Source organism: Streptomyces sp. NPDC015131, from assembly GCF_043079975.1.
Lineage (GTDB): Bacteria > Actinomycetota > Actinomycetes > Streptomycetales > Streptomycetaceae > Streptomyces.
Genome location: NZ_JBIBVB010000001.1, coordinates 889,779 through 911,400, shown reverse-complemented (window position 1 = coordinate 911,400; position 21,622 = coordinate 889,779). Strand labels below are relative to the sequence as shown.

The following is a 21,622-nucleotide window of genomic DNA, read 5'->3' as shown; positions in this document are numbered from 1 at the left end:
CCCGATCCCCGCTCTCCTCTGGAGTCTCCGTGCCGCGATCCCCCCAGCGCACTCTGCTGTCCGCAGCCCTGTCGGCCGTACTGGCCGCCGGTGCCACGGCGGTGGCCGTCCCGTCCGCGTCGGCCGCGCCGCAGGCCGCCCCCGCCGCGGCCGCGACGCCCGCGCTCAAGGTGCTGTCGTACAACGCGTTCCTCTTCAGCAAGACGCTCTACCCGAACTGGGGCCAGGACCACCGGGCGAAGCAGATAGCGGCGGCGCCCTTCTTCCGGGGCCAGGACGTCGTGGTCCTCCAGGAGGCGTTCGACAACGGCGCGTCGGACACCCTGATGCGGGACGCCGCCGCCCAGTACCCGTACCAGACGCCGGTGATGGGCCGGAGCAAGAGCGGGTGGGACGCCACCGGCGGCTCCTACTCGGCGACCACCCCGGAGGACGGGGGCGTCACGGTGCTCAGCAAGTGGCCCATCGTCCGCAAGGAGCAGTACGTCTACAAGGACGCGTGCGGCGCCGACTGGTACTCCAACAAGGGCTTCGTCTATGCCGTGCTGAACGTGAACGGCGCCCGGGTGCACGTCGTCGGTACGCACGCCCAGTCGACCGACCCCGGCTGCGGCAGCGGGGAGGCGGCCCAGATGCGCAGCCGCCAGTTCCGTGCGATGGACGCCTTCCTGGACGCCAAGAAGATCCCGGCGTCGGAGCAGGTGATCGTGGCGGGCGACTTCAACGTGGACTCGCACAGCGGCGAGTACGCCTCGATGCTGTCGGACGCGGGCCTGGCGGGCGCGGACGCGCGCACCGGCCACCCGTACTCCTTCGACACCGAGCTGAACTCGATCGCCTCCGAGCGCTACCCCGACGACCCCCGCGAGGACCTCGACTATGTCCTCCACCGGGCGGGCCACGCGAAGCCGGCCGGCTGGACGAATGACGTGATCAAGGAGCAGAGCGCGCCCTGGACGGTGTCCAGCTGGGGCAAGCAGTACACGTACACCAACCTGTCCGACCACTACCCGGTGACGGGGTACGCGAAGTAGCGGGCGGGGCGGTGGGCGCGCCCCCTCCCGGCCGGCGGGCCGGGAGGGGGCGGCTTCGTCATTTCCCTGTCACCGGCAGGGAGTAGCGTGCGGAGTGTCGAGCTGCGCAGAGAAAGGCAAGGCCATGCCATCTGATGCTACGCCGGACCCGTTCACCGATCCCCTGGTCTTCGGCCAGAGGATGCAGATCCTCCGTGAGCGCCGCGGCATGAGCCGTGTCGTCCTCGCCGGCCTCCTCGGGCGGTCACCCGCCTGGGTTAAGCAGGTGGAAAAGGGGCAGATCCAGGCGCCCGGCGTCGAGACCGTCCTTCGGATCGCGGAGGCGCTGCGCGTGCGCGACCTCGCCGACCTCACCGGACTGCCCGTGCGCATCGACCTGTTCGCCGGGCCGGGGCACCCGCGGCTCGCGGCCGTGCGCGCGGCCGTCGACGCCCTGCCCCTGACGACTGCCCTGCAGGCTCCGCCGGTTGAGCACCTGCGGGCCCGTCTGGCGCGGGCATGGTCGGCGCGGCACTCCTCGCCCCACCACCGTGAGGTGGTCGGGGCGCTGCTGCCGGACCTGATCCGGGACGCTCTGCTCGCCGTGCGGCAGGCGGAGCGGCCGGCCGATTGGCGCGCCGCGCAGGCGGTTCTCAGCGAGGTGTACTCGCTGGCCCAGTTCTTCGTCGCCTACCAGCCGGACGCCGCGCTGCTGTGGCGGATCGCCGAGCGGAGCATGGTCGCCGCGCAGCAGTCCGACGACCCGCACACCGTGGGCATCGCCGCCTGGCTCCTCGCCCAGGCGCACCGCGACTCCGGTCCGGCGCACTACGACCCGGCCGACGCCGTCACCCGTGAGGCGCTCGCCTACCTCACCCCGCTGCTGCCGGACGCCGGGGACGACGTGCTCGCCATCGCCGGGGCGCTCGAGTTCGAGGCGGGATACACGGCGGCTCGCCGGGGGGAGACGGGCGCGGCGTGGCGGCACTGGGACACCGCCCGGCAGATGGCCGACCGCCTGCCCGCCGGCTACTTCCACCCGGTGACGTCGTTCTCCCGCGCCATCATGGGCGCGCACGCGGTGACCGTGGCGGTGGAGCTGCACCAGGGCGGGGAGTCGGTGCGGCAGGCCGCGCGCGCGGACGCGGCGACGATCCCGTCCCGCCCGCGCCGAGCGCGTCACCGTATCGAGGAGGCGCGCGGCTTCCGGCTCGACGGGCAGCCGGACGTGGCGCTGGCGACGCTGGCGCAGGCGCACGAGGCGGCCCCGGAGACGGTCCGCTACAACGGGTACGCGCGCAGCATCATCCTGGAGGAGACCCAAGCGCCCGCCGCCGGGCGTCGCCGCCGCGCCGCGGAGCTGGCGGAGAAGGTCGGCCTCCTGGCCGCGTGAGCAGGGGTATGGATTCCTGACCCCTCCCCCAACGGCCCGCACCTACGGTCAGTGTGCACCGAGTCACTGAACGAAAGGAGCGGGCCGTGCGTGTGTGCGCCTACTGCCCCGAGCCGGGCGCGGACGTCTGCGTCCGGTCGCTGCCCAGCAACAGCGGTCCCGACCACCCGGTGTACGCGCACCGCGCGTGCGCCCGGGCGCGGGGCGAGCAGACGCTGTACGAGGTGCTGCCGGACCGGGAGCCCGCCCAGTGACGGGCCGGTGCGCCCACTGCGGCTCCGGGGAGCACGTACGCGTCGTCGCCGTACGCGAGGGCCAGGACGTGTGGGCGTGCCGCGCGCACGCGCGCCAACTGGCCGCGCCCGCCGACGACATGCTCGCCGCCCTGGCCTACTACCAGAGCCGCCGCCGCACCCGCTGAGGGCTCCACCACCACAGGAGGTTCCAGATGAGCGACACCATGAACGACGGCGGCAAGCACGGCGGCGAGCCGTCGGACAAGCCGTGGACGCCACCGGCCCCGCCGTCCCCCGACGGTTCCGGCCCCGGCACGCACACCGAGACGGACGGGAGCTGAGGTGACGGCGACCGAACCGGGCGGGCACGCCGCGCTCGTGGAGCACCTCTACGCGCGCGGTCTGCTCGACGAGACCTGGCGGGCCGTCTGGCACGCCGTCCCCCGCGAACCGTTCATCCCCCAACAGGCCTGGCGCCAGAGGCCGACCGCGTGCGAGCCGCTCACCACCGCGGCCGAGCGCCTGGCACTGATCCACTCCGACGAGCCGGTCGTCATCCAGCTCGACGACGGCGAGCCCGGCGGCCCCGGCATCGCCACCTCGTCCAACTCCCAGCCCCGTATGGTCGCCCGGATGCTGCGCCTGCTCAGCATCGACGGCGACAACGGGCACCGGGTGCTGGAGATCGGCACCGCGTCCGGGTACGTCACCGCGCTCCTCTCCCGCCGGCTCGGCGACTCCGCCGTGTACAGCGTCGAGATCGACCCGGGCCTCGCGCACCGCGCGGTCACCACGCTGCGCGCGGCCGGCTGCACGCCGAACCTCGCGGTGGCGGACGGCGAGTGGGGGTGGCCGGACGAGGCGCCGTTCGACCGGGTCCTGGCCACCTGCGCGCTCCGGCACGTCCCGTACGCCCTGGTGCGGCAGCTCCGGCCGGGAGGAGTCCTGGTCGCGCCGATGGCCCGCGACTTCTGGAGCGGTGCCGTCGTGCGGCTCACCGCCGACGGCGAGGGGACGGCCCGCGGCCGGTTCCGCGGCGGGGCGTCGTACATGCCGATGCGCGCACACCGTACGGGCGCCCCGGCGCCGGTCGACACCGCCACATGCCGGACGGTGCCCACCCGGACCGACCCGCGCGAGCTGCTGACGCTGGGCTTCGCGCTGTACGCCGGCACGCGCCTGCCGGGCGTGCGGATGGTCCACGCCGACGGGGCCGACGGCGCGCAGGTGTGGCTCCAGGACGAGGACGGCTGCGCGGCCACGGCGATCACCGGCGAGGACGCGTACGAGTACGGGGCGCGCGACCTGTGGCAGGAGGTGGAGCGCGTACACGAGGAGTACGTCGCTCTGGGATCGCCCGGGGGCGGCGACTTCGGGCTCACGGTGACCGCCCGGGGTCAGCGGGTGTGGCTGGAGCACCCGGAGCGGATCATCGAGCCCGCACCGGTACGCGAGCCCGCTCGGTGAGCGGCCGCCCCGGCCGGCCCGCCGCCGCGCCGGCCGGGGCTCGCCGTAGGAGTGCCGTGCCGGCCGACCGTGCTCTACCCGCCTCCGGCTTTCACAGCGATGGTGCGACAGCAATACTGTTGTACGGACCGCAGCGCACCCGTCGGAAGTGAGGCCCGCATGGCGACCGAGGCGACCGAGGCCACCGGGGCGGCGGCGTCCGGGTCCGGGGAGGACCGGCCGACGCTGACCGTGGACGAGCTGGCCGCGCGGGCGGGTGTCACCGTACGCACCATCCGGTTCTACGGGACCCGGGGGCTGCTGCCGCCGCCGGTGATCGGTCCGCGTCGGGTGGGGCACTACGGGCCGGAGCACCTCTCGCGGCTCGCGCTCATCGAGGAGCTCCAGCACCAGGGCATGACGCTCGCGGCGATCGAACGGTACCTGGAGCAGCTCCCCGCCGATCTGAGCGCCCACGACCTGGCCATCCACCGGGCGCTGGTGGCGACCTGGGCGCCGGACGCGCCCGAGGAGATGACCCGGGCGGAGCTGGAGCGGCGCGCCGGGCGGGCGCTGCGGGACGAGGACCTGGACCGGCTGGCCGCGATGGACGTGCTGGCCCGCACGGAGGCGGAGGACGCCTACCGGGTGGACCCGGGCCTGCTGCGGCTGGGGATGCGGCTGCTGGACGTCCCCATCGCGCACGAGACGATCCTGGCGTCCCGCACGGTCCTGGTGGAGCACACCCGGGCGGCCGCGCAGGAGCTGACGCGGCTCTTCCGCGACGAGGTGTGGGGCCCCTACCGGGAGCGGGAGTCGGACCCGGAGCACGTCGCGGCGATGAAGTCGCTCTCCGCCCATGTGCAGCCCCTGGTGGTACAGGCGCTGGTCACGGCGTTCCAGCGGTCACTGAAGGAGGAGCTGGGGGCCGCGTTCCGCGCGCAGTGACACGGGGCGGGCGGTGGGTGGGCGTTCAGAAGGCATACAGGACGGTCCAGCTTCACCGGGACGATGGTGACGATGCCCAGTGCCCTCGCCGTCCCCGGTCGGCACACTCCGGGGACGGAAGCCGCCGGCCTACCTGCGGCGCCTGCGCGAGCGTCGCAGACTGATCGCGCACCGGATGCGCCACCGGCGCGACCAGCGACCACTACCCGGCGATACACGCCATCACCCGCGCCCACGGCGTGAGTGCCGCCCACATCCGGCTGGCGTGGACACCCCACCAGGGCCCACTTTCTGGCCACCCCTGGGGGCCGGCGGGTTCGGCTGCTGGGCAGTCACACAGCCGCACGCGGCACTGGCACAGCTGGGCAGGCGGCACTCGGGTGGAAACGTCGAGTCAGCGGTGAGGCGCGCTCATCCTTCGGGAGTGAAGTGCCGGGTCAATTGAGGTGCTGGTCGATGTGGACGGTGAGGGCATGGACGCTGGAGGCCTTGTACATGGCGGTGACGGGGATGTCGATGCCAAGGCCGGTTTGCAGGCGTCGGCGTAGGCGGATGGTGTGGAGGGAGTCCATGCCGAGAGCGACGAGGGAGGTGTGGAGGTCGATGCGGGCCGGGTCGGTGTGCAGGACGTCGGCGGCCAGGTCGCGGATGTGTGCGGCCAGGAGCCGGATCCGGGCATGCGTGTCGGTGGTGGCCTGGAGTTCGGCGAGGACACCCTCCGATGGTTCCTGGGGCTGGTCCGGCTGGCCTGGCGTGCCTGTGCGCAGAAGCGGCGAGAGGTAGGCGGAGGCTGCTGCATCGGGGTAGGGCTGCAGCCAGGCGGTGACATCGAGGTCGATGCAGCCAGTGGTGGGGCGGGAATGTGCCAGGAGACGTTCGAGGACGCGAAGGGCTTGTGCGGGGGCGATGGTGGCGAATCCGCGGGTGCCGATGGTGCGGGCACCGATGCCCCGCTCTCCCCAGGGGCCCCAGTTGATGCCGAGCGCGGGCAGCCCCTGAGCATGGCGCTGGGTGATCAGTGCGTCGAGCCAAGCACTGGCCGAGGCGTATGGGCCTTGGCCCGGAGAACCGATCTGAGAGACGAAGGAGGAGAAGGCGACCCACCAGTCCACCGGGTGGGAGAGGGTCGCCTGGTGCAGCAGCCAGGCCCCGAGGGCTTTGGGGCGCCAGACCCGTTCGATGAGTTCGGGTTCGGTGCGGGTGACGGTGGCGTCGTCGACGACCGCGGCGGCGTGGATGATGCCGCGCAGGGACAGGTCTGTCCGGGTGGCGAGGTCGACGAGGCGTTCGGCGGTGCCGGGTTCGGCGAGGTCGGCGTTGAGGACGTCGATGCGCGCCCCTGTCTCTCGGAGGTGGCGTATCTCGGCGAGGGTCTCGGGGCCGGGGGTGGAGCGGCTGTTGAGGATGATGCGGCCGGCACCGCGCTCGGCCAGCCATCGGCACAGGATCAGGCCGAGGCCGCCGAGGCCGCCAGTGATGATGTAGCCGCCGTCATCGTGGACGGTGCGCAGGCCGGCGGGCGGGATGTACGCGGCGATCGGGGTGCGGGGCCAGGTGTAGGCCACGCTGCTGTTCGGCCCTGAGGGGGGTGGGGTGGCGGTGGTGAGGTCGGCGAGGGGGAGGCGGCTGATCGGTAGGAGGGGCAAGGTCCCTTCGGCCAGGGCGTGCGCTGTCCGGCTCAGGTGCTCGGCGGCCTGCTCGGGTGTCGCCAGGACGGCGGCCAGGTCGGGGTGTGCAGTCAGCGTGCCCGGGCGCGCGAGCCGGGAGGTGGGGGTGGATGTGGTGATCCAGCGGGCGCCGGGTTTGAGCGGGGGCAGGGCGTGGGGGTCGGGGTGGTTTGTGGCGTCGATGACGACGTCGTAGGCGAGGCCTTCGTCTGCACGGTGGGGGTGTACGTGTTCGGGCATCGGGACGTCCGGTCCGCTCGTGGCGGAGTGGGTGTGGGCGCCCGCTGCACAGGCCACGTGGGCTGCTGCCAGCAAGGTGGCGGTGTTCGTGCCCAGCAGCAGAACCCGCTCGTGCCGGGTGAGGCGGGCAAGGTCGTGGAGGATGTGGTGGGCGGTGAGGTAGGGCAGCAAGCTGCCGGCGAAAGCGGCCGGGTCCAAGTGGCTGGGTACGGTCACCGTCGACCGCGCATCCACGGTGACCCGGCTGTCCAGGCCAGGGGCAGGAATCAGGGCTGCCACCGGGTGGCCGGTGTTCGACTCGCCGGCGCCGGGCAGGGTGCGTCCGGCGCAGGCCCGTACCGGCAGTTGCGTGTCGCTGTCGCAGCGGCAGGTGTGTGTCACCGCGATGCGTAGGCGGTCCTGAGTGCGGGCCGAATCGTCGGTGTCGGTGTCGGGGCAGAGGGTGTAGGTGAGATGGCCGGGCACTGCTGCGGGTTCGGCGGTGACGGCGTGGTCCCCCGGTGTGAGAGTGCGTGTTCGGCGTTCGTCGGGTCGCAGGGGGGCGGGGGTGAGGCGGGCGGCATTTCGGCGGCCCGCGCGCCACGCCACCTCGTCGTTTCCGTCCGGCTCGGCGAGGAGTTCGGTCGCGAGGTGCCCGGCCGGGGTCACGATGTCAGTGTCGATCAGGCGGGCGCGCAATTCCGGGTGCTCGTAGGCGAGGCTGCGCAGCAGGCCGCGCAGGCCGGCGTTCTCCAGTGCTACGTCTTCACCGTCCAGGACGGGCTGCCCGTGGTGGGTCACCACCTGCAAGCGGGGTGGGGCCGCGTCCGTTTCGGCCAGGGCTCGGGCCAGGAGGGTCAGGCGGGTGGTGCGGGCACAGGCGGCGTGCGGTGCCCATGGCCCTGGTGCGTCGCCGGTGGGTGGCGGGGTCAACTGCAGGACGTCGGTGAACGGCTGGGGGGCGGCATCCAGGGCTCGCCTCAGACGCTGTGGGAGGCCCGCAATGTCGTCCGTGGCGGTGGCCAGTGGTGTCGTGGTCAGGGTGAGGGCGGCGCCGTGGGTGCGCAGCGCATCGAGCAGGGCGCTTTCCCACGAGCCGGGTTGCTGTTCAAGGAGAACCAGCCACCGCCCTGCGCTGTGCCGGAGGGTCGGGGCGCAGGCTTGCTCGAACCGGTGCTGGTAGAGGCGGCCTTCGTCCGGGTCCCCGGCGTGTGCCTCGTGGGCGAAGCGGATGTCGTCGGCGGTCAGCAGCGGCAGGCCGTCCTCGTCGAGCAGTTCCAGCGATCCGGTAATGCGCGTGGCCGAGACCTTGTCGGCCCGTGCGCGGCAAAGCACCGTACGTCGGGTGTCGCCGAGGAGGTGCAGCCGTCCGATGCCGATGGGGTGAGCGCGTCCGGCAGGTAGGTCGGCGTACAGGGTCCACAGGGCCAGCAGCGTCTGCAGGGCGCCGTCCAGCAGTACCGGGTGGCAGGTGAAGGATCCTGCGTGGGGCCGCGCTTCATCGGGGATGCGCAGCCGCGCCACGGCCTGGGCGCCTGCAGTGCCCTCGAGGCGCACCCACATCAGGGACCTGAAAGCAGGCCCGTATTCCAGGCGCAGGGTGTGGCGCCAGCGGTCGTACAACTCGGCAGACGGCACCAGGCGCGGGTAGCGCTCTTCGAGTCCGCTCACGTCCAGGGGCGCCGGCCTGGGCGAGTCCTCGGCTCGCAAGAGCGTGGCGGTGCTGTGCGTGATCGTCCGCGCGTCGCTCGCCGGGGCACCGGCCTGCCAGCGCGCTGATGAGTCATGGGGGCTGTAGGTGGCGGCGCACAGGGTGGTGACGGGATCGGGGTCGGTGTCGAGCGGGAAGTAGGAGTCGAAGGTGACATCGCGCAGGTGCACGTCCCCTTCGCCGGGCGGCAGGATGTGCTCGGCGGCAGCCAGTGCCATGTCGCAGAATCCCGCTCCGGGCATGACGGCCACGCCGGCGATGCGGTGGTCTCGCAGCCAGGCGGTCAGGGAATCGGGGAGCGGGTGTTGCCATACGCGGCGGTGACCGTCGTCTGGGTCCGTGGCCGGTGTGCCCAGCAAAGGGTGGGGTGAGGAGGCGGGGGTGGTCAGGGCGCTGGGTTTGGTCAGGTACTCGCCCGTCTCCCAGCTGGTGGCCGGTGGTTCGCTGAGAGCGCCTCGTGCGTACCACCGTTGCCACGGCACCGGTCCGCCGGCGCAGTGCAGGGCTGCCAGCGCCGTGGCGAATGCGACGTGCTCGTCCTGCTCGCGGTGGAGGGTGGGCAGCACAGCTGTCTGTCCGGGCAGGTCCTGCTCCAGTGTGGCGCTGATCGCTCCTGACACCAGAGGGTGCGGACTGATCTCGACGAAGTGGCGGTGGCCGTCGCGTGCCGCGGCCGCGACGGCGTCGGCGAAGCGGACCGGGTGGCGAAGGTTGTCGGCCCAGTAGCCCGCGTCCAGGATCACCTCGGCACGTGGATCCTCCCGGACCGTGGTGTAGAAGGTGCAGCGCGCCGGCCTCGGCCGGATGTCCGACAGCGCGGTGCGGATGCGGGGTGTCAGCGGGTCCATGTACGAAGAATGGGAGGCGTAGTCGACGGGCACTTTGGAGGCCGCGACGTCTCGGCCGAGCCAGTGGTCGACCATGCGGTCGATCGCGGCGGTGTCTCCGGCGACCACGGTGTTCCGGGGGCCGGCCAGGACAGCGATCTCCACGCCCGTTTCCCCGGCTTCGCGCAGGTCGCGCTCGACCCGGTCGCCGGATACGTTGACGGCCGCCATCGTGCCCTGACCGATGACGCGAGTCAGCAGCCGGGCCCGGCGGCACACCACCCGTGCCCCGTCGGCGGCCGACAGGGCGCCGCAGGCGACAGCGGCGGCGATCTCACCCATCGAGTGGCCTATGACCGCCTCCGGTTCGATGCCGTGGGAGCGCCACATCGCCGTCAATGCGACCTGGAGGGCGTAGAGCACCGGCTGAACCCGCTCTGAGCCGGTGACGACGTCCTCGGCATCCAGCACCTGCCGTACGGAGAACCCGCCCTCCGCCAGGATCACCGTCTCCAACTCCTCCATGGCACGCGTGAATGCCCGATTACGACCCCACAGGCGCCCGCCCATCCGAGCCCACTGCGAGCCGTGACCGGAGTAGACGAACACCGGCCCCCGCCCGGGCGGAAGGACCCGACCAGTCACCATTCCCTGCGCGGCCTGCCCGTCCGCGCACACCTGGAGCCCGGCTGCTAGCGCCTGCCTGTCATCGGCGACGACCGCGGCACGGTGGCTCGCATGGGAGCGGCGCACCGCCAGCGTGTGCGCGAGATCCGCCAGCGGCACCTCCTTGCCCTCCGTCTCCAGCCAGCGCCCCACCCGCGCCGCCGACTCGCGCAGTGCCGCCGGGGAGCCGGCGCTCAGCAAAAAGGTCTTCGTTCGGGGCTGCCTGCGGCCGGGACGAGGCCGTGCCGCGGGGGCCTGCTCGACGATGGCATGGGCATTGATGCCGCTCACCCCGTAGGAGGACAGGGCCGCCACCCTGGGCCCGCGCTCCACCGGCCACGACATCGTTTCGGTGGGGACGAACAGCCGGCAGTCGTCAGCCTCGATCTGCGGGTTCCACCGGCGGAAGTGGAGCGTCGCCGGCACGGTGGCATGCCGCAGACTGAGCAGCACCTTCAGCAGACCGACGAGACCGGACGCCGGTTCGGTGTGTCCCACGTTCGTCTTCACCGACCCCAGCGCGCACCGGGCGCCGCCGGCGCCGTACACCTTCTTCAGCGCCGCAAACTCCAGAGGATCACCGACAGGCGTCCCGGTCCCATGCGCCTCGACCATGCCCACCCTGCCGGCATCCAGCCCAGCCCGCCGCAGCGCCTGAGCAAACACCGCCGCCTGCGCTTCGGAGGAAGGAGCCGTCAACCGCACCGACCGGCCGTCCTGGTTGACTGCCGAACCGCGCACCACCCCCAGGATCCGGTCACCGTCCCGCTGCGCGTCGGACAGCAACTTGAGCACGACAACGACGCAGCCCTCCGAACGCACGAAGCCGTCCGCGTCCGCGTCGAAGGCCCGGATGTGCCCAGTGGGCGAGAACATCTCCCAACGGGCCTCGGCCACAGTGATCTCAGGTCCCAACCCCGCCGACACACCTCCCACCAGCGCCAGCGGGCACTCACGCGCTCGCAGCGCCTGGCAGGCCAGATGAAGAGCGACCAACGAGGACGAGCAAGACGTGTCCACCGCCATGCACGGCCCATGCAGGTCCAGGAAGAACGACAACCGACCCACGCCGACACCGTGCATCCCCCCGGTCGTCCAATAGGGGGACACCTCCTCCGCCCGGCGGTGACCCCGGAGAAAGTGGTCCATGGTGTACATGCCGCTGTACACGCCCGCCGCACTGCCCCGCACGCTCTCGACGGGGATACCGGCGTGCTCGAACGCCTCCCACGCCACCATCATCAACAACCGGTGCTGCGGGTCCAGCCACCGTGCTTCTTCGCCGCTGATCCCGAAGAACGCAGCATCGAAGCGAAGGGATCGTTCCGGCAGGTAGCCGCCATGGACGATCTGCCGACCCACCCCACCGGCCAAGCCCGCCGCCACTGCGGAGGCGTCCCATCGGTCGACCGGTACGGGCCCGACCACCTCCTGCCGCTGCTGCAGCAGCCGCCACAAGGCCGCCGGGGAATCGATATTGCCCGGCAACCGGCACGCTGCCCCTACCACCGCCACCGGCTCGACCGGGGTCCGGCTCGTCGACTTGCCCATCTGCGGTTCCCTTTCGACCGATGTAGACGAAAGCGGCGGCTACCGGGCCCGTCCGACCACCGACTTGGTACCCACACCGGGTGGGGCGAGGTAGGCGGGAGGCGACGTCCGGTTCGCCCGTGATCCTGCCTGCACGGGGTGGACGACTGGAGCGCCATCCCCCCGGCCGTCCCGCTCCAGCCTGTGGACTTGCTCAGCTGAACAAGTACCAGACGTGAGTGACCCTCCCGTCGGCTTCCATCCGGGCGGTGCCCACGATGGCCTTGCCGTTCAGGTCGACGAACCGGCCTCGCGTGGCCCGGGCCACGAAGAAGCCCTCGTACGACACCGCGCCGCCGTCCTGCAAAGTACCGGCGGCCATCCCGGTGAGGACCAGCTGGTCCGGGCACCCTTCTGCGTTCAGGACGAACTGGGCCGTCGCCGTCTCCGTGCCGTCGGGATAGCGTTTGGAGACATGCGTCGCCACGCCCTGCACCGCGTGCCCGTCGACGGTACCGGCCGCTTTGGCGGAGAACTCCAAGGTGATCACATCATTCTCGGTGCTCACCACGCGGGTTGCATTGATCTTGGTGCGCAATTCGGCGATCCGATTTCCGGTCATTCCGCTCCCCTTCGAGAAAACGTTCCCTGTTCATTGATATACAGCTCAAAAACAGAGAGGAGGAATGCGCAATCCGCCAAATCCGAACAACAGGTGATCGCACACCTAAGTTGACGGAAGCCTGTCTCACCAGCACACCCAGCGCCGAGGCACCCCTTTCACAACATCAGGGAAGGGAACTGGCTTTCGAAGGCGATGCGGTTGAGCCAGCCGGCACCAGCGTGGTGCACGTGCACGACCGGTTTTCACGCCGCGCGCGCACTGCACATTCGGAGCGCGAAGTAGAAAGACTTCTGGCGCCGGAGCGTAAAAGGGTGGCGATCGGGAGGTCCAACGACCTCCAGTGCAGTCCAGGCTTGCCCACAGGAGTGTCGTCGAGGCGCATGGCGATAGAAGCCATGCCCTTGGAGAGACGAACCAGGTCGGCCGCGTGCGCGGCTCGCTCCGGTTGATGGTCTGCGATGCTGCTTGGCTACGCCCGCCAGACCGGCCGGGCTGGGAGTCAGGGTGCAGGCCTGCGAAAATCGCTGTTCAGTTCCCGCCGCCAGTGATACAAGACCCGGGTGACCAAAACCCTGGAATTCCCCGAGCTGCTGCGCCTGATCGATGAGCGGTCGGCCGCCTTCGGGGCCGTGATCGCCTCCGCGCCCAGCCTTGAAGTGCAGGTGCCGACCTGTCCCGAGTGGACGCTGCTCGACCTGGTGCACCATCTGGGCGAGGGGCGTCGCGCCTGGGCGGCCACGGTCGCGGCTGGGCCGGACGCCTCGGGCAAGTTGGCGGGCGAGGGCTGGCCGCACCGCAGGAGCGCGAGGCCTTGCTCGCTTGGCTGGCCGAATCGACGCAGCAGATGCTGAACGCGTTGCGGGAGGCTGGCCCGCAGCGCGGTTGCTGGACGTGGTGGGGCTCGTCGCAGTCGCCGCGGACCTGCGGCGCCGTCGCCCGGCACCAGCTCCAGGAGATCGCGATGCACACCTATGACGCCCAGCTCACCGTGGGCGCCCCGGAGCCGCTGCCGGAGGAAGTGGCGCTCGATGGTGTCGAGGAGTTCCTGTTCACCTGCTGCACCACGACGGTCGCCTGGCCGCACAAGCCCGCCGTCATCGACTACCACGTCACTGAGGGCGGCTCCTGGCGCCAATCGGTCTCCGCCGAAGGCTCGCGGGCCTTCCGTCTGCCCGCATCAGGCGGTGTGCCCGCCGCCGGCGGGGACTCGGAGTCGGTCGACGTCTCTGCCCGGGGCACGGCGAGTGACCTGGTGCTGGCCTTCTACGGTCGCATCCCGCTGGACTCTCTGAAGCTCGAAGGAGATCGGCATCTCTTCGATCTTCTGGAGGAGTGGGACATGGAGTAGGACCGTCCGGAGGGCCGGTCTTTGGACGTCCGCCCAGCGCCGACCTTCAGATTGAGCAGCCGTTCGACGGTGCCGGAACCGAGTGCTCGCCGGGGGGAAAATTGCGGTGCGCGCTCACAGCACTGTGGTCAGACTCGCGGTCATGACTGTGAAGATCACCCGTATCAACCCCGAGCAGCTGCATGAGACGCCCGGCTATCACCACATCACCGTGGTCGAGAGCGGCCGCACCGCCTATCTGGCCGGGCAGTGCCCGCTTGATCAGAGCGGTGACCTCGTTGGGGCCGGTTCTTTAGAGATGCAAGTCGACCAGGTTGTCGCGAACGCACTTGCTGCCCTGGCGGCGGTGAGTGCTCAGCCGCACCACGTGGTGCGGTCGGTGATCTACGTGCGGAGCGACGACAGAGATGTTCTGGGAGCCGCGTGGCTTCGGCTCACCGACTCTGCCCTCGGGCCGGCGTTCACCACCGCCAGCACGCTGTTGGGCGTCGCACAGTTGGGCTTCTCAGGCCAGCTTGTCGAGGTGGATCTCACCGTGGCACTGCCGGACTGAGTCTCCGCAACTGCGGCTTCGAACGCGTCTCGCTTCGTTGCCCCGGCTGCCAAAGCGGGCTCGCCGCGCGCGTCGCACCCGCGGTCTGGTGCAGGTCGGACAAACGCCCAGCAGAGCCCCGGGCGGCGGCCGTGCCGATTGGTTGACGGCCGCCGCCCATGGGTGGGCGGGTTCAGTCGCGGAACGGCTCGCCCCGCTCGGCCTTCTCCAGCAGCAGCGCCGGGGGCTCGAAGCGGGGGCCGTAGCGCTCCGCCAGTTCGCGGGCCCGGGTGGCGAAGCCGGACGGGCCGCCCTCGTAGCCGTTGATGTACTGGAGGACACCGCCGGTCCACGCGGGGAAGCCGATGCCCATGATGGAGCCGATGTTGGCGTCGGCGACCGAGGTGAGCACGCCCTCCTCCAGGCAGCGCACCGTGTCGAGGGCCTCGGCGAAGAGCATCCGCTCCTTCATGTCCTCGAACGGGACGGCCGTGTCCTCGCGGGTGAAGTGCTCGCGCAGCCCCGGCCACAGGCCCTGCCGGGCGCCGGACTCGTCGTACTCGTAGAAGCCCGCCCCGCCGCTGCGGCCGGGGCGGCCGAACTCGTCGACCATCCGGTCGATCACCGCGTCGGCCGGGTGGCCGGGCCAGGTGCCGCCCGCCTCCTCGACGGCGCGGCGCGTCTCGTCGCGGATGCGGCGCGGCAGGGTCAGGGTCAGCTCGTCCATCAGGGACAGCACCTTGGCCGGGTAGCCGGCCTGGGCCGCCGCCTGTTCGACGGACGCGGGCTCCACGCCCTCGCCGACCATGGCCACGCCCTCGTTGATGAACTGGCCGATGACACGCGAGGTGAAGAAGCCCCGGGAGTCGTTGACGACGATCGGCGTCTTGTTGATCTGCCGTACGAGGTCGAAGGCGCGGGCGAGCGCCTCGTTCCCGGTCCGTTCGCCCTTGATGATCTCGACCAGGGGCATCTTGTCGACCGGGGAGAAGAAGTGCAGCCCGATGAAGTCGGCCGGCCGCTCGACGCCCTCGGCGAGGACGGTGATGGGCAGGGTGGAGGTGTTGGAGCACAGCAGCGCGTCGGGCTCGACGACGTCCTGGATCTCCTGGAACACCTTGTGCTTGAGCGCGGTGTCCTCGAAGACGGCCTCGATCACGGCGTCGCAGCCCGCGAGGTCGGTTGGGTCGGCGGTCGGGGTGATCCGGGCCAGCAGGGCGTCGCGCTGCGCCTCGGTGGTCCGGCCCCGGGAGAGCGCCTTGTCGAGCAGCTTGGCGGAGTACGCCTTGCCCTTCTCGGCGGCCTCGGCCGACACGTCCTTGAGGACCACCTCGATGCCGGCCCTGGCGCAGGCGTAGGCGATGCCTGCGCCCATCATCCCGGCGCCCAGGACGGCGGCCTTGCGGACCGGGCGCGGCTCGATGCCCCGGGGGCGGTTGGCGCCGGAGTTGACGGCCTGGAGGTCGAAGAAGAACGCCTGGATCATGTTCTTCGCGGTCCGGCCGGTGACCAGCTCGGTGAAGTACCGCGTCTCGATGGTCTGGGCGGTCTCGAAGTCGACCTGGGAGCCCTCGACGGCGGCGGCCAGGATGTTGCGGGGGGCCGGGTAGGGCGCGCCGCCGAGCTGCTTCTTGAGGTTGGCGGGGAAGGCCGGCAGGTTGGCGGCGAACTTGGGGTGCGCCGGGGTGCCGCCGGGGATCTTGTAGCCGGGGGCGTCCCAGGGCTGCTGGGACTCGGGGTGGGCGTCGATGAACGCCCGGGCCTTGGCGATCATCTCGGTGTGGTCGGCGGCCAGTTCGTGGACGAGGCCGTTGTCCAGGGCGCGCCGGGGCGAGTACTGGGTGCCCTGGAGGAGCACCTTGAGCAGGGCGTCGGCGATGCCCATCAGGCGGACGGTGCGGGTGACGCCGCCGCCTCCGGGGAGGAGGCCGAGGGTGACCTCGGGCAGGCCGATCTTCGAGCCGGGCGCGTCGAGGGCGACGCGGTGGTGCGAGGCGAGGGCGATCTCGTAACCGCCGCCGAGCGCGGCGCCGTTGATCGCCGCGACGACCGGCTTGCCGAGGGTCTCGATGCGGCGCAGGGCGCGCTTCATCTCCAGGGAGGCGTCGCGGATCTGCCGGGCGTCGGCGGGCCCGGCCTTCATCATGTCCTTGAGGTCGCCGCCCGCGAAGAAGGTCTTCTTGGCGGAGGTGTAGATGATGCCCCGGATGGAGTCCTTCTCCGCCTCGGCGCGGTCGGCGACGGCCGCGATCGAGGCCCTGAACGCCTGGTTCATGGTGTTGGCGGACTGGTCGGGGTCGTCGAGGACGAGGGTGACGACGCCGGTCTCGTCCTGTTCCCAGCGGATGGTGGTGGACTGGCTCATGGTGTGGCTGCTCCGTTAGGCCGTACGGGAAAGGACGGGGTCAGACGCGCTCGACGACGGTGGCGATGCCCATGCCTCCGCCGACGCAGAGCGTGGCGAGGCCGTAGCGCTTGTCCTGGCGCTCCAGTTCGTCGACGAGGGTGCCGAGGATCATCGCGCCGGTGGCGCCGAGGGGGTGCCCCATGGCGATGGCGCCGCCGTTGACGTTGACCTTGTCCAGCGACAGGCCCATGTCCTGGACGAAGCGCAGCACGACGGCGGCGAACGCCTCGTTGATCTCGACCAGGTCGATGTCGTCGATGGTCAGGCCGGCCTTGGCGAGCGCCTTGTGGGAGGCGGGTGCCGGGCCGGTGAGCATGATGGTGGGTTCGGAGCCGGAGACGGCGGCGGAGACGATCCGGGCGCGGGGCGTCAGCCCGTACCGCTCGCCGACCTCCTTGGAGCCGATGGCGACGAGCGCGGCGCCGTCGACGATGCCGGAGGAGTTGCCCGCGTGGTGGACGTGGTCGATCTTCTCGACCCAGTGGTACTTCTGGAGGGCCACGGCGTCGAAGCCGCCCATGTCGCCGATGGTGGCGAAGGACGGCTTCAGCGAGGCGAGCGAGTCGGCGGTGGTGCCGGGGCGCATGTGCTCGTCGTGGTCGAGGACGACCAGGCCGGCACGGTCCCTGACGGGGACGACGGAGCGGTCGAAGCGGCCGTCCTTCCAGGCGGCGGCGGCCCGCTCCTGGGAGAGCGCGGCGTACTCGTCGACGTCGCGCCGGGTGTGGCCGCCGAGGGTCGCGATCAGGTCGGCGCCGATGCCCTGGGGGACGAAGTTGGTGTCGAAGTTGGTCATCGGGTCGGCGAACCAGGCGCCGCCGTCGGAGGCCATGGGGACGCGGGACATCGACTCGACACCGCCGGCGAGGACGAGGTCCTCCCAGCCGGAGCGGACCTTCATGGCCGCCATGTTGACGGCTTCGAGGCCGGAGGCACAGAAGCGGTTCTCCTGGACTCCGGCGACGGTGTCGGGCAGCCCTGCGGCGATCGCGGCGATCCGTGCGATGTCGGAGCCCTGGTCGCCGACGGGGCCGACGACGCCGAGGACGATGTCGTCGATCGCGGCGGGGTCGAGTCCGGGGAACCGGCCGCGCAGCTCGTGGATGAGGCCGACGACCAGGTCGATCGGCTTGGTGCCGTGCAGGGCCCCATTGGCCTTTCCGCGCCCGCGCGGGGTGCGGATCGCGTCGTACACATACGCTTCGGTGCTCACTGGTCAAGCCTTTCGAGGAGGGGTCGGCGTGGTCGGCGTGGTCGGCTCGGGCAGTGGGGCCGGTCCGGGCGGCGGGGGCCGGCGGAGGGTCAGCCGAGGAGGGAGCGGCCGATGATCTCCTTCATGATCTCGGTGGTGCCGCCGTAGATGGTCTGGATCCGGCCGTCGGTGAAGGCCCTGGCGACCGGGTACTCGGCCATGTAGCCGTAGCCGCCGTGCAGTTGCAGGCAGCGGTCGGCGACCTTCTTCTGCAGTTCGGTGGCCCACCACTTGGCCATGGAGGCGTGGACGGCGTCGAGCCCGCCGGCCGCGTGGTCGGTGATGCAGCGGTCGAGGAAGGCGCGGGTGACGGCGCACTCGGTGGCCATCTCGGCGATCTCGAAGCGGATGTGCTGGAGCCGGGCCAGGGGGCGGCCGAACGCCTCGCGCTCCTTGACGTACGCGGTGGTGATCTCCAGCAGGTGCTCGGCGGCGGCGATCCCGGCGACGGCGATGTTCAGCCGCTCCTGGGCGAGGTTGGTCATCAGGTGGACGAACGCGCCGTTGAGCTCGCCGAGGAGGTTCTCCTTGGGGACGTGGACGTCGTGGAAGAACAGCTCGGCGGTGTCCTGGGACTTCTGGCCGATCTTGTCGAGGTTGCGGCCCCGTTCGAAGCCCTCGGCGCCGCGCTCGACGACCAGGAGGGACAGGCCGTGCGCGCCGCCCTCCGGGGTGGTGCGGGCGACGACGATCACCAGGTCGGCGAGGATGCCGTTGGAGATGAACGTCTTGGAGCCGTTGAGCAGCCAGTGGTCGCCCTTGTCCTCGGCGGTGGTGCGGATGCCCTGGAGGTCGGAGCCGGCGCCGGGCTCGGTCATGGCGATGGCGGTGATGGTCTCGCCGGAGCAGAAGCCCGGCAGCCAGCGCCGTTTCTGCTCGTCGGTGCCGAGCGAGGTGAGGTAGGGGCCGATGATGTCGTTGTGCAGCCCGATGGCGAGTCCGGGGGCGCCGGCGCGGGTGAACTCCTCGGCGAGGACGGCGCTGTAGCGGAAGTCCGGGTTGCCCCCGCCGCCGTACTCCTCCGGGACGGCGAGGCCGAGGAGGCCCTGGCGGCCGGCCGCGAGCCAGGCGTCCCGCGAGACGATGCCGTCCTTCTCCCACTGCTCGTAGTGCGGGAGGACCTCCTTGGCGAGGAAGGCGCGGACGGTCGCGCGGAAGGCGTCGTGCTCGGCCTCGAAGATCAGGCGCTTCACCTGGTCCCCCTGTCGTCGTGGTCGGTGCGGATGCTCGGTACGTCCCAGTCGCGGGCGACCTCGCCGGTGTCCGCGCCCGGCCGGGCGGGGGGCCGGGTCACGGCACCGGGGGTGGCGGAGAAGCGGGGCGCGGGGGCGGGCTGGGTGATCCCGCCGTGCTCGGTGAAGGTGGCGCGGGCGGCGAGGTGGGGGTGGGCGGGGGCCTCGCGCAGGGAGAGGACGGGTGCGACGCAGGCGTCGGAGCCCTCGAAGACGGCCGTCCAGTCGGCGCGGGTGCGCTCCTTGAAGCGGGCGGCGACGGCGGCGCGCAGCTCGTCCCAGCGGTCGAAGTCCTTGCGGGCGGGGACGGTGTCCGAGATGCCGAGGAGGGTGATGAACTCGTCGTAGAACCGCTGTTCCAGGGCGCCGACCGCCATGTACTGGCCGTCGGCGGTCTCATAGGTGCCGTAGAACGGGCAGCCGCCGTCCAGCAGGTTGGCGCCGCGCCGGTCCTGCCAGCCGCCGGCGGCCATCATGCCGTGGATCATCGTGGCGAGATGGGCGGAGCCGTCGGTGATCGCGGCGTCGACGACCTGTCCGGCGCCGCCCTCCGCGCGCGCGTGGTGCAGCGCGGCGAGCACACCGACGACGAGGTACAGCGAGCCGCCCGCGTAGTCCCCCACCAGGTTGGCGGGGACGACCGGGGGTTCACCGGCCTTGCCGATCATGGAGAGGGTGCCGGTGACGGCGATGTACGCGATGTCGTGCCCGGCGCTGTCGGCGAGCGGGCCCTCCTGTCCCCAGCCGGTCATCCGGCCGTACACCAGCCTGGGATTGCGGGCGAGGCACTCCTCGGGGCCGATCCCGAGCCGCTCGGCGACTCCGGGGCGGTACCCCTCGATCAGGATGTCGGCGCGCTCCACCAGGTCGAGGACGCGCTCCGGGCCGCCGTCGGCCTTGAGGTCGAGGAGGACCGAGCGCTTGTTGCGGTTGGTCAGGTCGTACGCCGGGTCGATGCCGAGGCCCGCGCCGCCCGGCCGGTCGACCCGGACGACGTCGGCGCCCAGGTCGCCCAGGAGCATGGCGGCGAACGGGCCGGGGCCGATGCCCGCCAGCTCGACCACGCGCACCCCGGCCAGTGGGCCCTTGCCTGTCGCCGCCATGTGACCCCCAGCCTTGTGACACAACTGCTGTAACAGTGATGATGCTAAGAACGTGTTCCACTCCGCACAAGCCCTGTGGACAAGCGGCCGCTCAGCGGGGCCCCGGACGCTCGATCCCCGCTTCGCACGCTAGCCTCTGCCTCCGACAACGGCGCGGACGGCGGAGGTCTGAATGGACGGTCGGGACGGACGAGACGGACGAGACGGACGAGACCGCGGGGAACGGGCGTACGACGTCGTGCTCTTCGGGGCCACCGGCTTCGTCGGCGAGCTGACCGCCCAGTACCTCGCGGAGTACGCCCCCGCGGACTGCCGGTGGGCGGTCGCCGGGCGCAGCCGGGGCAAGCTGGAGGCGCTGCGCGACCGGCTGGCCGCCGCACACCCCCGGTGCGCGGAGCTGCCCCTCGTCACGGCCGACGCCGCGGACCCGGACGCGATGCGGGCGCTCGCCGCCTCCGCCCGGGTGGTGGCCACCACGGTGGGGCCCTACGTCTGGTACGGCGAGGCGCTGGTCGCGGCGTGCGCCGAGGCCGGCACCGACTACGTGGACCTGACCGGCGAGCCGGAGTTCGTGGACCTGATGTACGTCCGCCACGACGCCCGGGCCCGTGAGACGGGGGCGCGCCTCGTGCACGCCTGCGGCTTCGACTCGGTCCCGCACGACCTGGGCGTGTACTACACGGTGTCGCAGCTGCCGGAGGGCGTCCCGCTGGCCGTGGACGGCTTCGTCCGCTCCAACGCCTTCTTCTCCGGCGGTACGTTCGCCTCGGCGCTCACCGCCATGGGGCGCGGCCCGCAGACGCTGCGCGCGGCCCGGGAGCGGCGGCTGCACGAACCGCGGCTGGTGGGGCGCCGGGCGCGGGCCCCGCTGGGGACACCGCGCTTCAGCCGGGAGACCGGGACGTGGGCGCTGCCGCTGCCGACGCTGGACGCGAGCGTGGTGGCCCGGTCCGCGGCCGCGCTGCCCCGCTACGGCCCGGACTTCCGCTACCGGCACTACGCGGCGGTCAAGACCCTGCCCATGGCCCTGGGCGGCAGCGCCGCCGTGGGCGCCCTGGCCGCGCTGGCCCAGGTGCCGCCCGCCCGGCGGTGGCTGATGAACCGTTACGAGGCGGGCCAGGGTCCGGACGAGGAGCGCCGCGCCCGCAGCTGGTTCACGGTGCGGTTCGTCGGCGAGGGCGGCGGGCGGCGGGTCTTCACCGAGGTGTCGGGCGGTGACCCCGGCTACGGCGAGACGGCGAAGATGCTCGCCGAGTCGGCGCTGTGCCTCGCCCTCGACGAGCTGCCCGCGGCGGCCGGACAGCTCACCACCGCCGTGGCGATGGGCGACGCGCTGCTGGAGCGGCTGAGCAAGGCGGGCATCCGCTTCCGGGTGGCCGACTCCCGCTGAGGCCGGGCCGCGGGGAGCACCGGGACGGTGCGGCGGCGGGAGTCAGGCTCCCGCCTGCACCTTCAGGGCGGCGGGCG

General features: G+C 71.8%; 15 protein-coding genes and 1 pseudogene. 10 read left to right on the top strand and 6 right to left on the bottom strand.

The window, feature by feature from the left end; all coding sequences use genetic code 11:
* The first annotated feature begins 29 nt into the window (after positions 1-29).
* The 7 genes from sph (at position 30) to ACF08D_RS03715 (ending at position 5,036) form a co-directional block, all read left to right on the top strand.
* Entirely contained in the window at positions 30-1,034 is a 1,005-nt protein-coding gene (gene sph, locus ACF08D_RS03745; protein ID WP_392220870.1) for a sphingomyelin phosphodiesterase, read from the top strand.
* 124 nt (positions 1,035-1,158) lie between these two features.
* Positions 1,159-2,406, top strand: a complete 1,248-nt coding sequence (locus ACF08D_RS03740) for a helix-turn-helix domain-containing protein (protein WP_392220869.1) — start codon at positions 1,159-1,161, stop codon at positions 2,404-2,406.
* Positions 2,407-2,492: 86 nt separating this feature from the next.
* On the top strand, positions 2,493-2,660 hold the full coding sequence (locus ACF08D_RS03735) for a hypothetical protein (RefSeq protein WP_392220868.1): 168 nt from the start codon (positions 2,493-2,495) through the stop codon (positions 2,658-2,660).
* Positions 2,657-2,827 (top strand): hypothetical protein, encoded by a 171-nt coding sequence (locus ACF08D_RS03730; RefSeq protein ID WP_392220867.1) that lies wholly within the window; start codon positions 2,657-2,659, stop codon positions 2,825-2,827. Before ACF08D_RS03735 ends, ACF08D_RS03730 begins: the two co-directional genes overlap by 4 nt.
* A 27-nt stretch (positions 2,828-2,854) precedes the next feature.
* The gene (locus ACF08D_RS03725; protein ID WP_392220866.1) at positions 2,855-2,983 is read left to right on the top strand and encodes a hypothetical protein; all 129 of its coding nucleotides are present in this window, start codon (positions 2,855-2,857) and stop codon (positions 2,981-2,983) included.
* A 1-nt stretch (position 2,984) separates the two neighbouring features.
* Positions 2,985-4,109: a methyltransferase domain-containing protein gene (locus tag ACF08D_RS03720; RefSeq protein ID WP_392220865.1), complete on the top strand. Its 1,125-nt coding sequence runs from the start codon at positions 2,985-2,987 to the stop codon at positions 4,107-4,109.
* Positions 4,110-4,268: 159 nt separating this feature from the next.
* Positions 4,269-5,036, top strand: coding sequence for a MerR family transcriptional regulator (locus tag ACF08D_RS03715; RefSeq protein ID WP_392220864.1), 768 nt, complete (start codon positions 4,269-4,271; stop codon positions 5,034-5,036).
* A 437-nt stretch (positions 5,037-5,473) separates the two neighbouring features.
* On the opposite strand, the gene ACF08D_RS03710 is transcribed toward ACF08D_RS03715, so the two are convergent.
* Positions 5,474-11,677, bottom strand: coding sequence for an SDR family NAD(P)-dependent oxidoreductase (locus tag ACF08D_RS03710; protein WP_392220863.1), 6,204 nt, complete (start codon positions 11,675-11,677; stop codon positions 5,474-5,476).
* A gap of 193 nt (positions 11,678-11,870) precedes the next feature.
* Entirely contained in the window at positions 11,871-12,278 is a 408-nt protein-coding gene (locus ACF08D_RS03705) for a hypothetical protein (protein ID WP_392220862.1), read from the bottom strand.
* A 563-nt stretch (positions 12,279-12,841) separates the two neighbouring features.
* Between ACF08D_RS03705 and ACF08D_RS03700 the strand changes: the two are divergent.
* Together ACF08D_RS03700 and ACF08D_RS03695 are read left to right on the top strand one after the other, a co-directional pair.
* Positions 12,842-13,629, top strand: a pseudogene (locus ACF08D_RS03700) (maleylpyruvate isomerase N-terminal domain-containing protein).
* A gap of 142 nt (positions 13,630-13,771) precedes the next feature.
* A complete protein-coding gene (locus ACF08D_RS03695; RefSeq protein WP_392220861.1) occupies positions 13,772-14,182 on the top strand; it encodes a RidA family protein in 411 nt (136 codons plus the stop codon).
* Between the two features lie 172 nt (positions 14,183-14,354).
* On the opposite strand, the gene ACF08D_RS03690 is transcribed toward ACF08D_RS03695, so the two are convergent.
* From ACF08D_RS03690 to ACF08D_RS03675, 4 genes are all read right to left on the bottom strand, one after another.
* Positions 14,355-16,526 (bottom strand): 3-hydroxyacyl-CoA dehydrogenase NAD-binding domain-containing protein, encoded by a 2,172-nt coding sequence (locus tag ACF08D_RS03690; RefSeq protein ID WP_392220860.1) that lies wholly within the window; start codon positions 16,524-16,526, stop codon positions 14,355-14,357.
* A gap of 40 nt (positions 16,527-16,566) precedes the next feature.
* Positions 16,567-17,781 carry an acetyl-CoA C-acetyltransferase gene (locus ACF08D_RS03685; protein ID WP_392220859.1) on the bottom strand — a complete coding sequence of 405 codons (1,215 nt, stop codon included), beginning with the start codon at positions 17,779-17,781 and terminating at the stop codon, positions 16,567-16,569.
* An 89-nt stretch (positions 17,782-17,870) separates the two neighbouring features.
* Positions 17,871-19,013, bottom strand: coding sequence for an acyl-CoA dehydrogenase family protein (locus ACF08D_RS03680; RefSeq protein ID WP_392220858.1), 1,143 nt, complete (start codon positions 19,011-19,013; stop codon positions 17,871-17,873).
* Positions 19,010-20,155: a CaiB/BaiF CoA transferase family protein gene (locus ACF08D_RS03675; RefSeq protein ID WP_392220857.1), complete on the bottom strand. Its 1,146-nt coding sequence runs from the start codon at positions 20,153-20,155 to the stop codon at positions 19,010-19,012. Before ACF08D_RS03675 ends, ACF08D_RS03680 begins: the two co-directional genes overlap by 4 nt.
* Positions 20,156-20,327: 172 nt before the next feature.
* Here ACF08D_RS03675 and ACF08D_RS03670 point away from each other — a divergent pair, with 172 nt between their 5' ends.
* Positions 20,328-21,545 (top strand): saccharopine dehydrogenase family protein, encoded by a 1,218-nt coding sequence (locus ACF08D_RS03670; protein ID WP_392220856.1) that lies wholly within the window; start codon positions 20,328-20,330, stop codon positions 21,543-21,545.
* Positions 21,546-21,622: the final 77 nt, after the last annotated feature.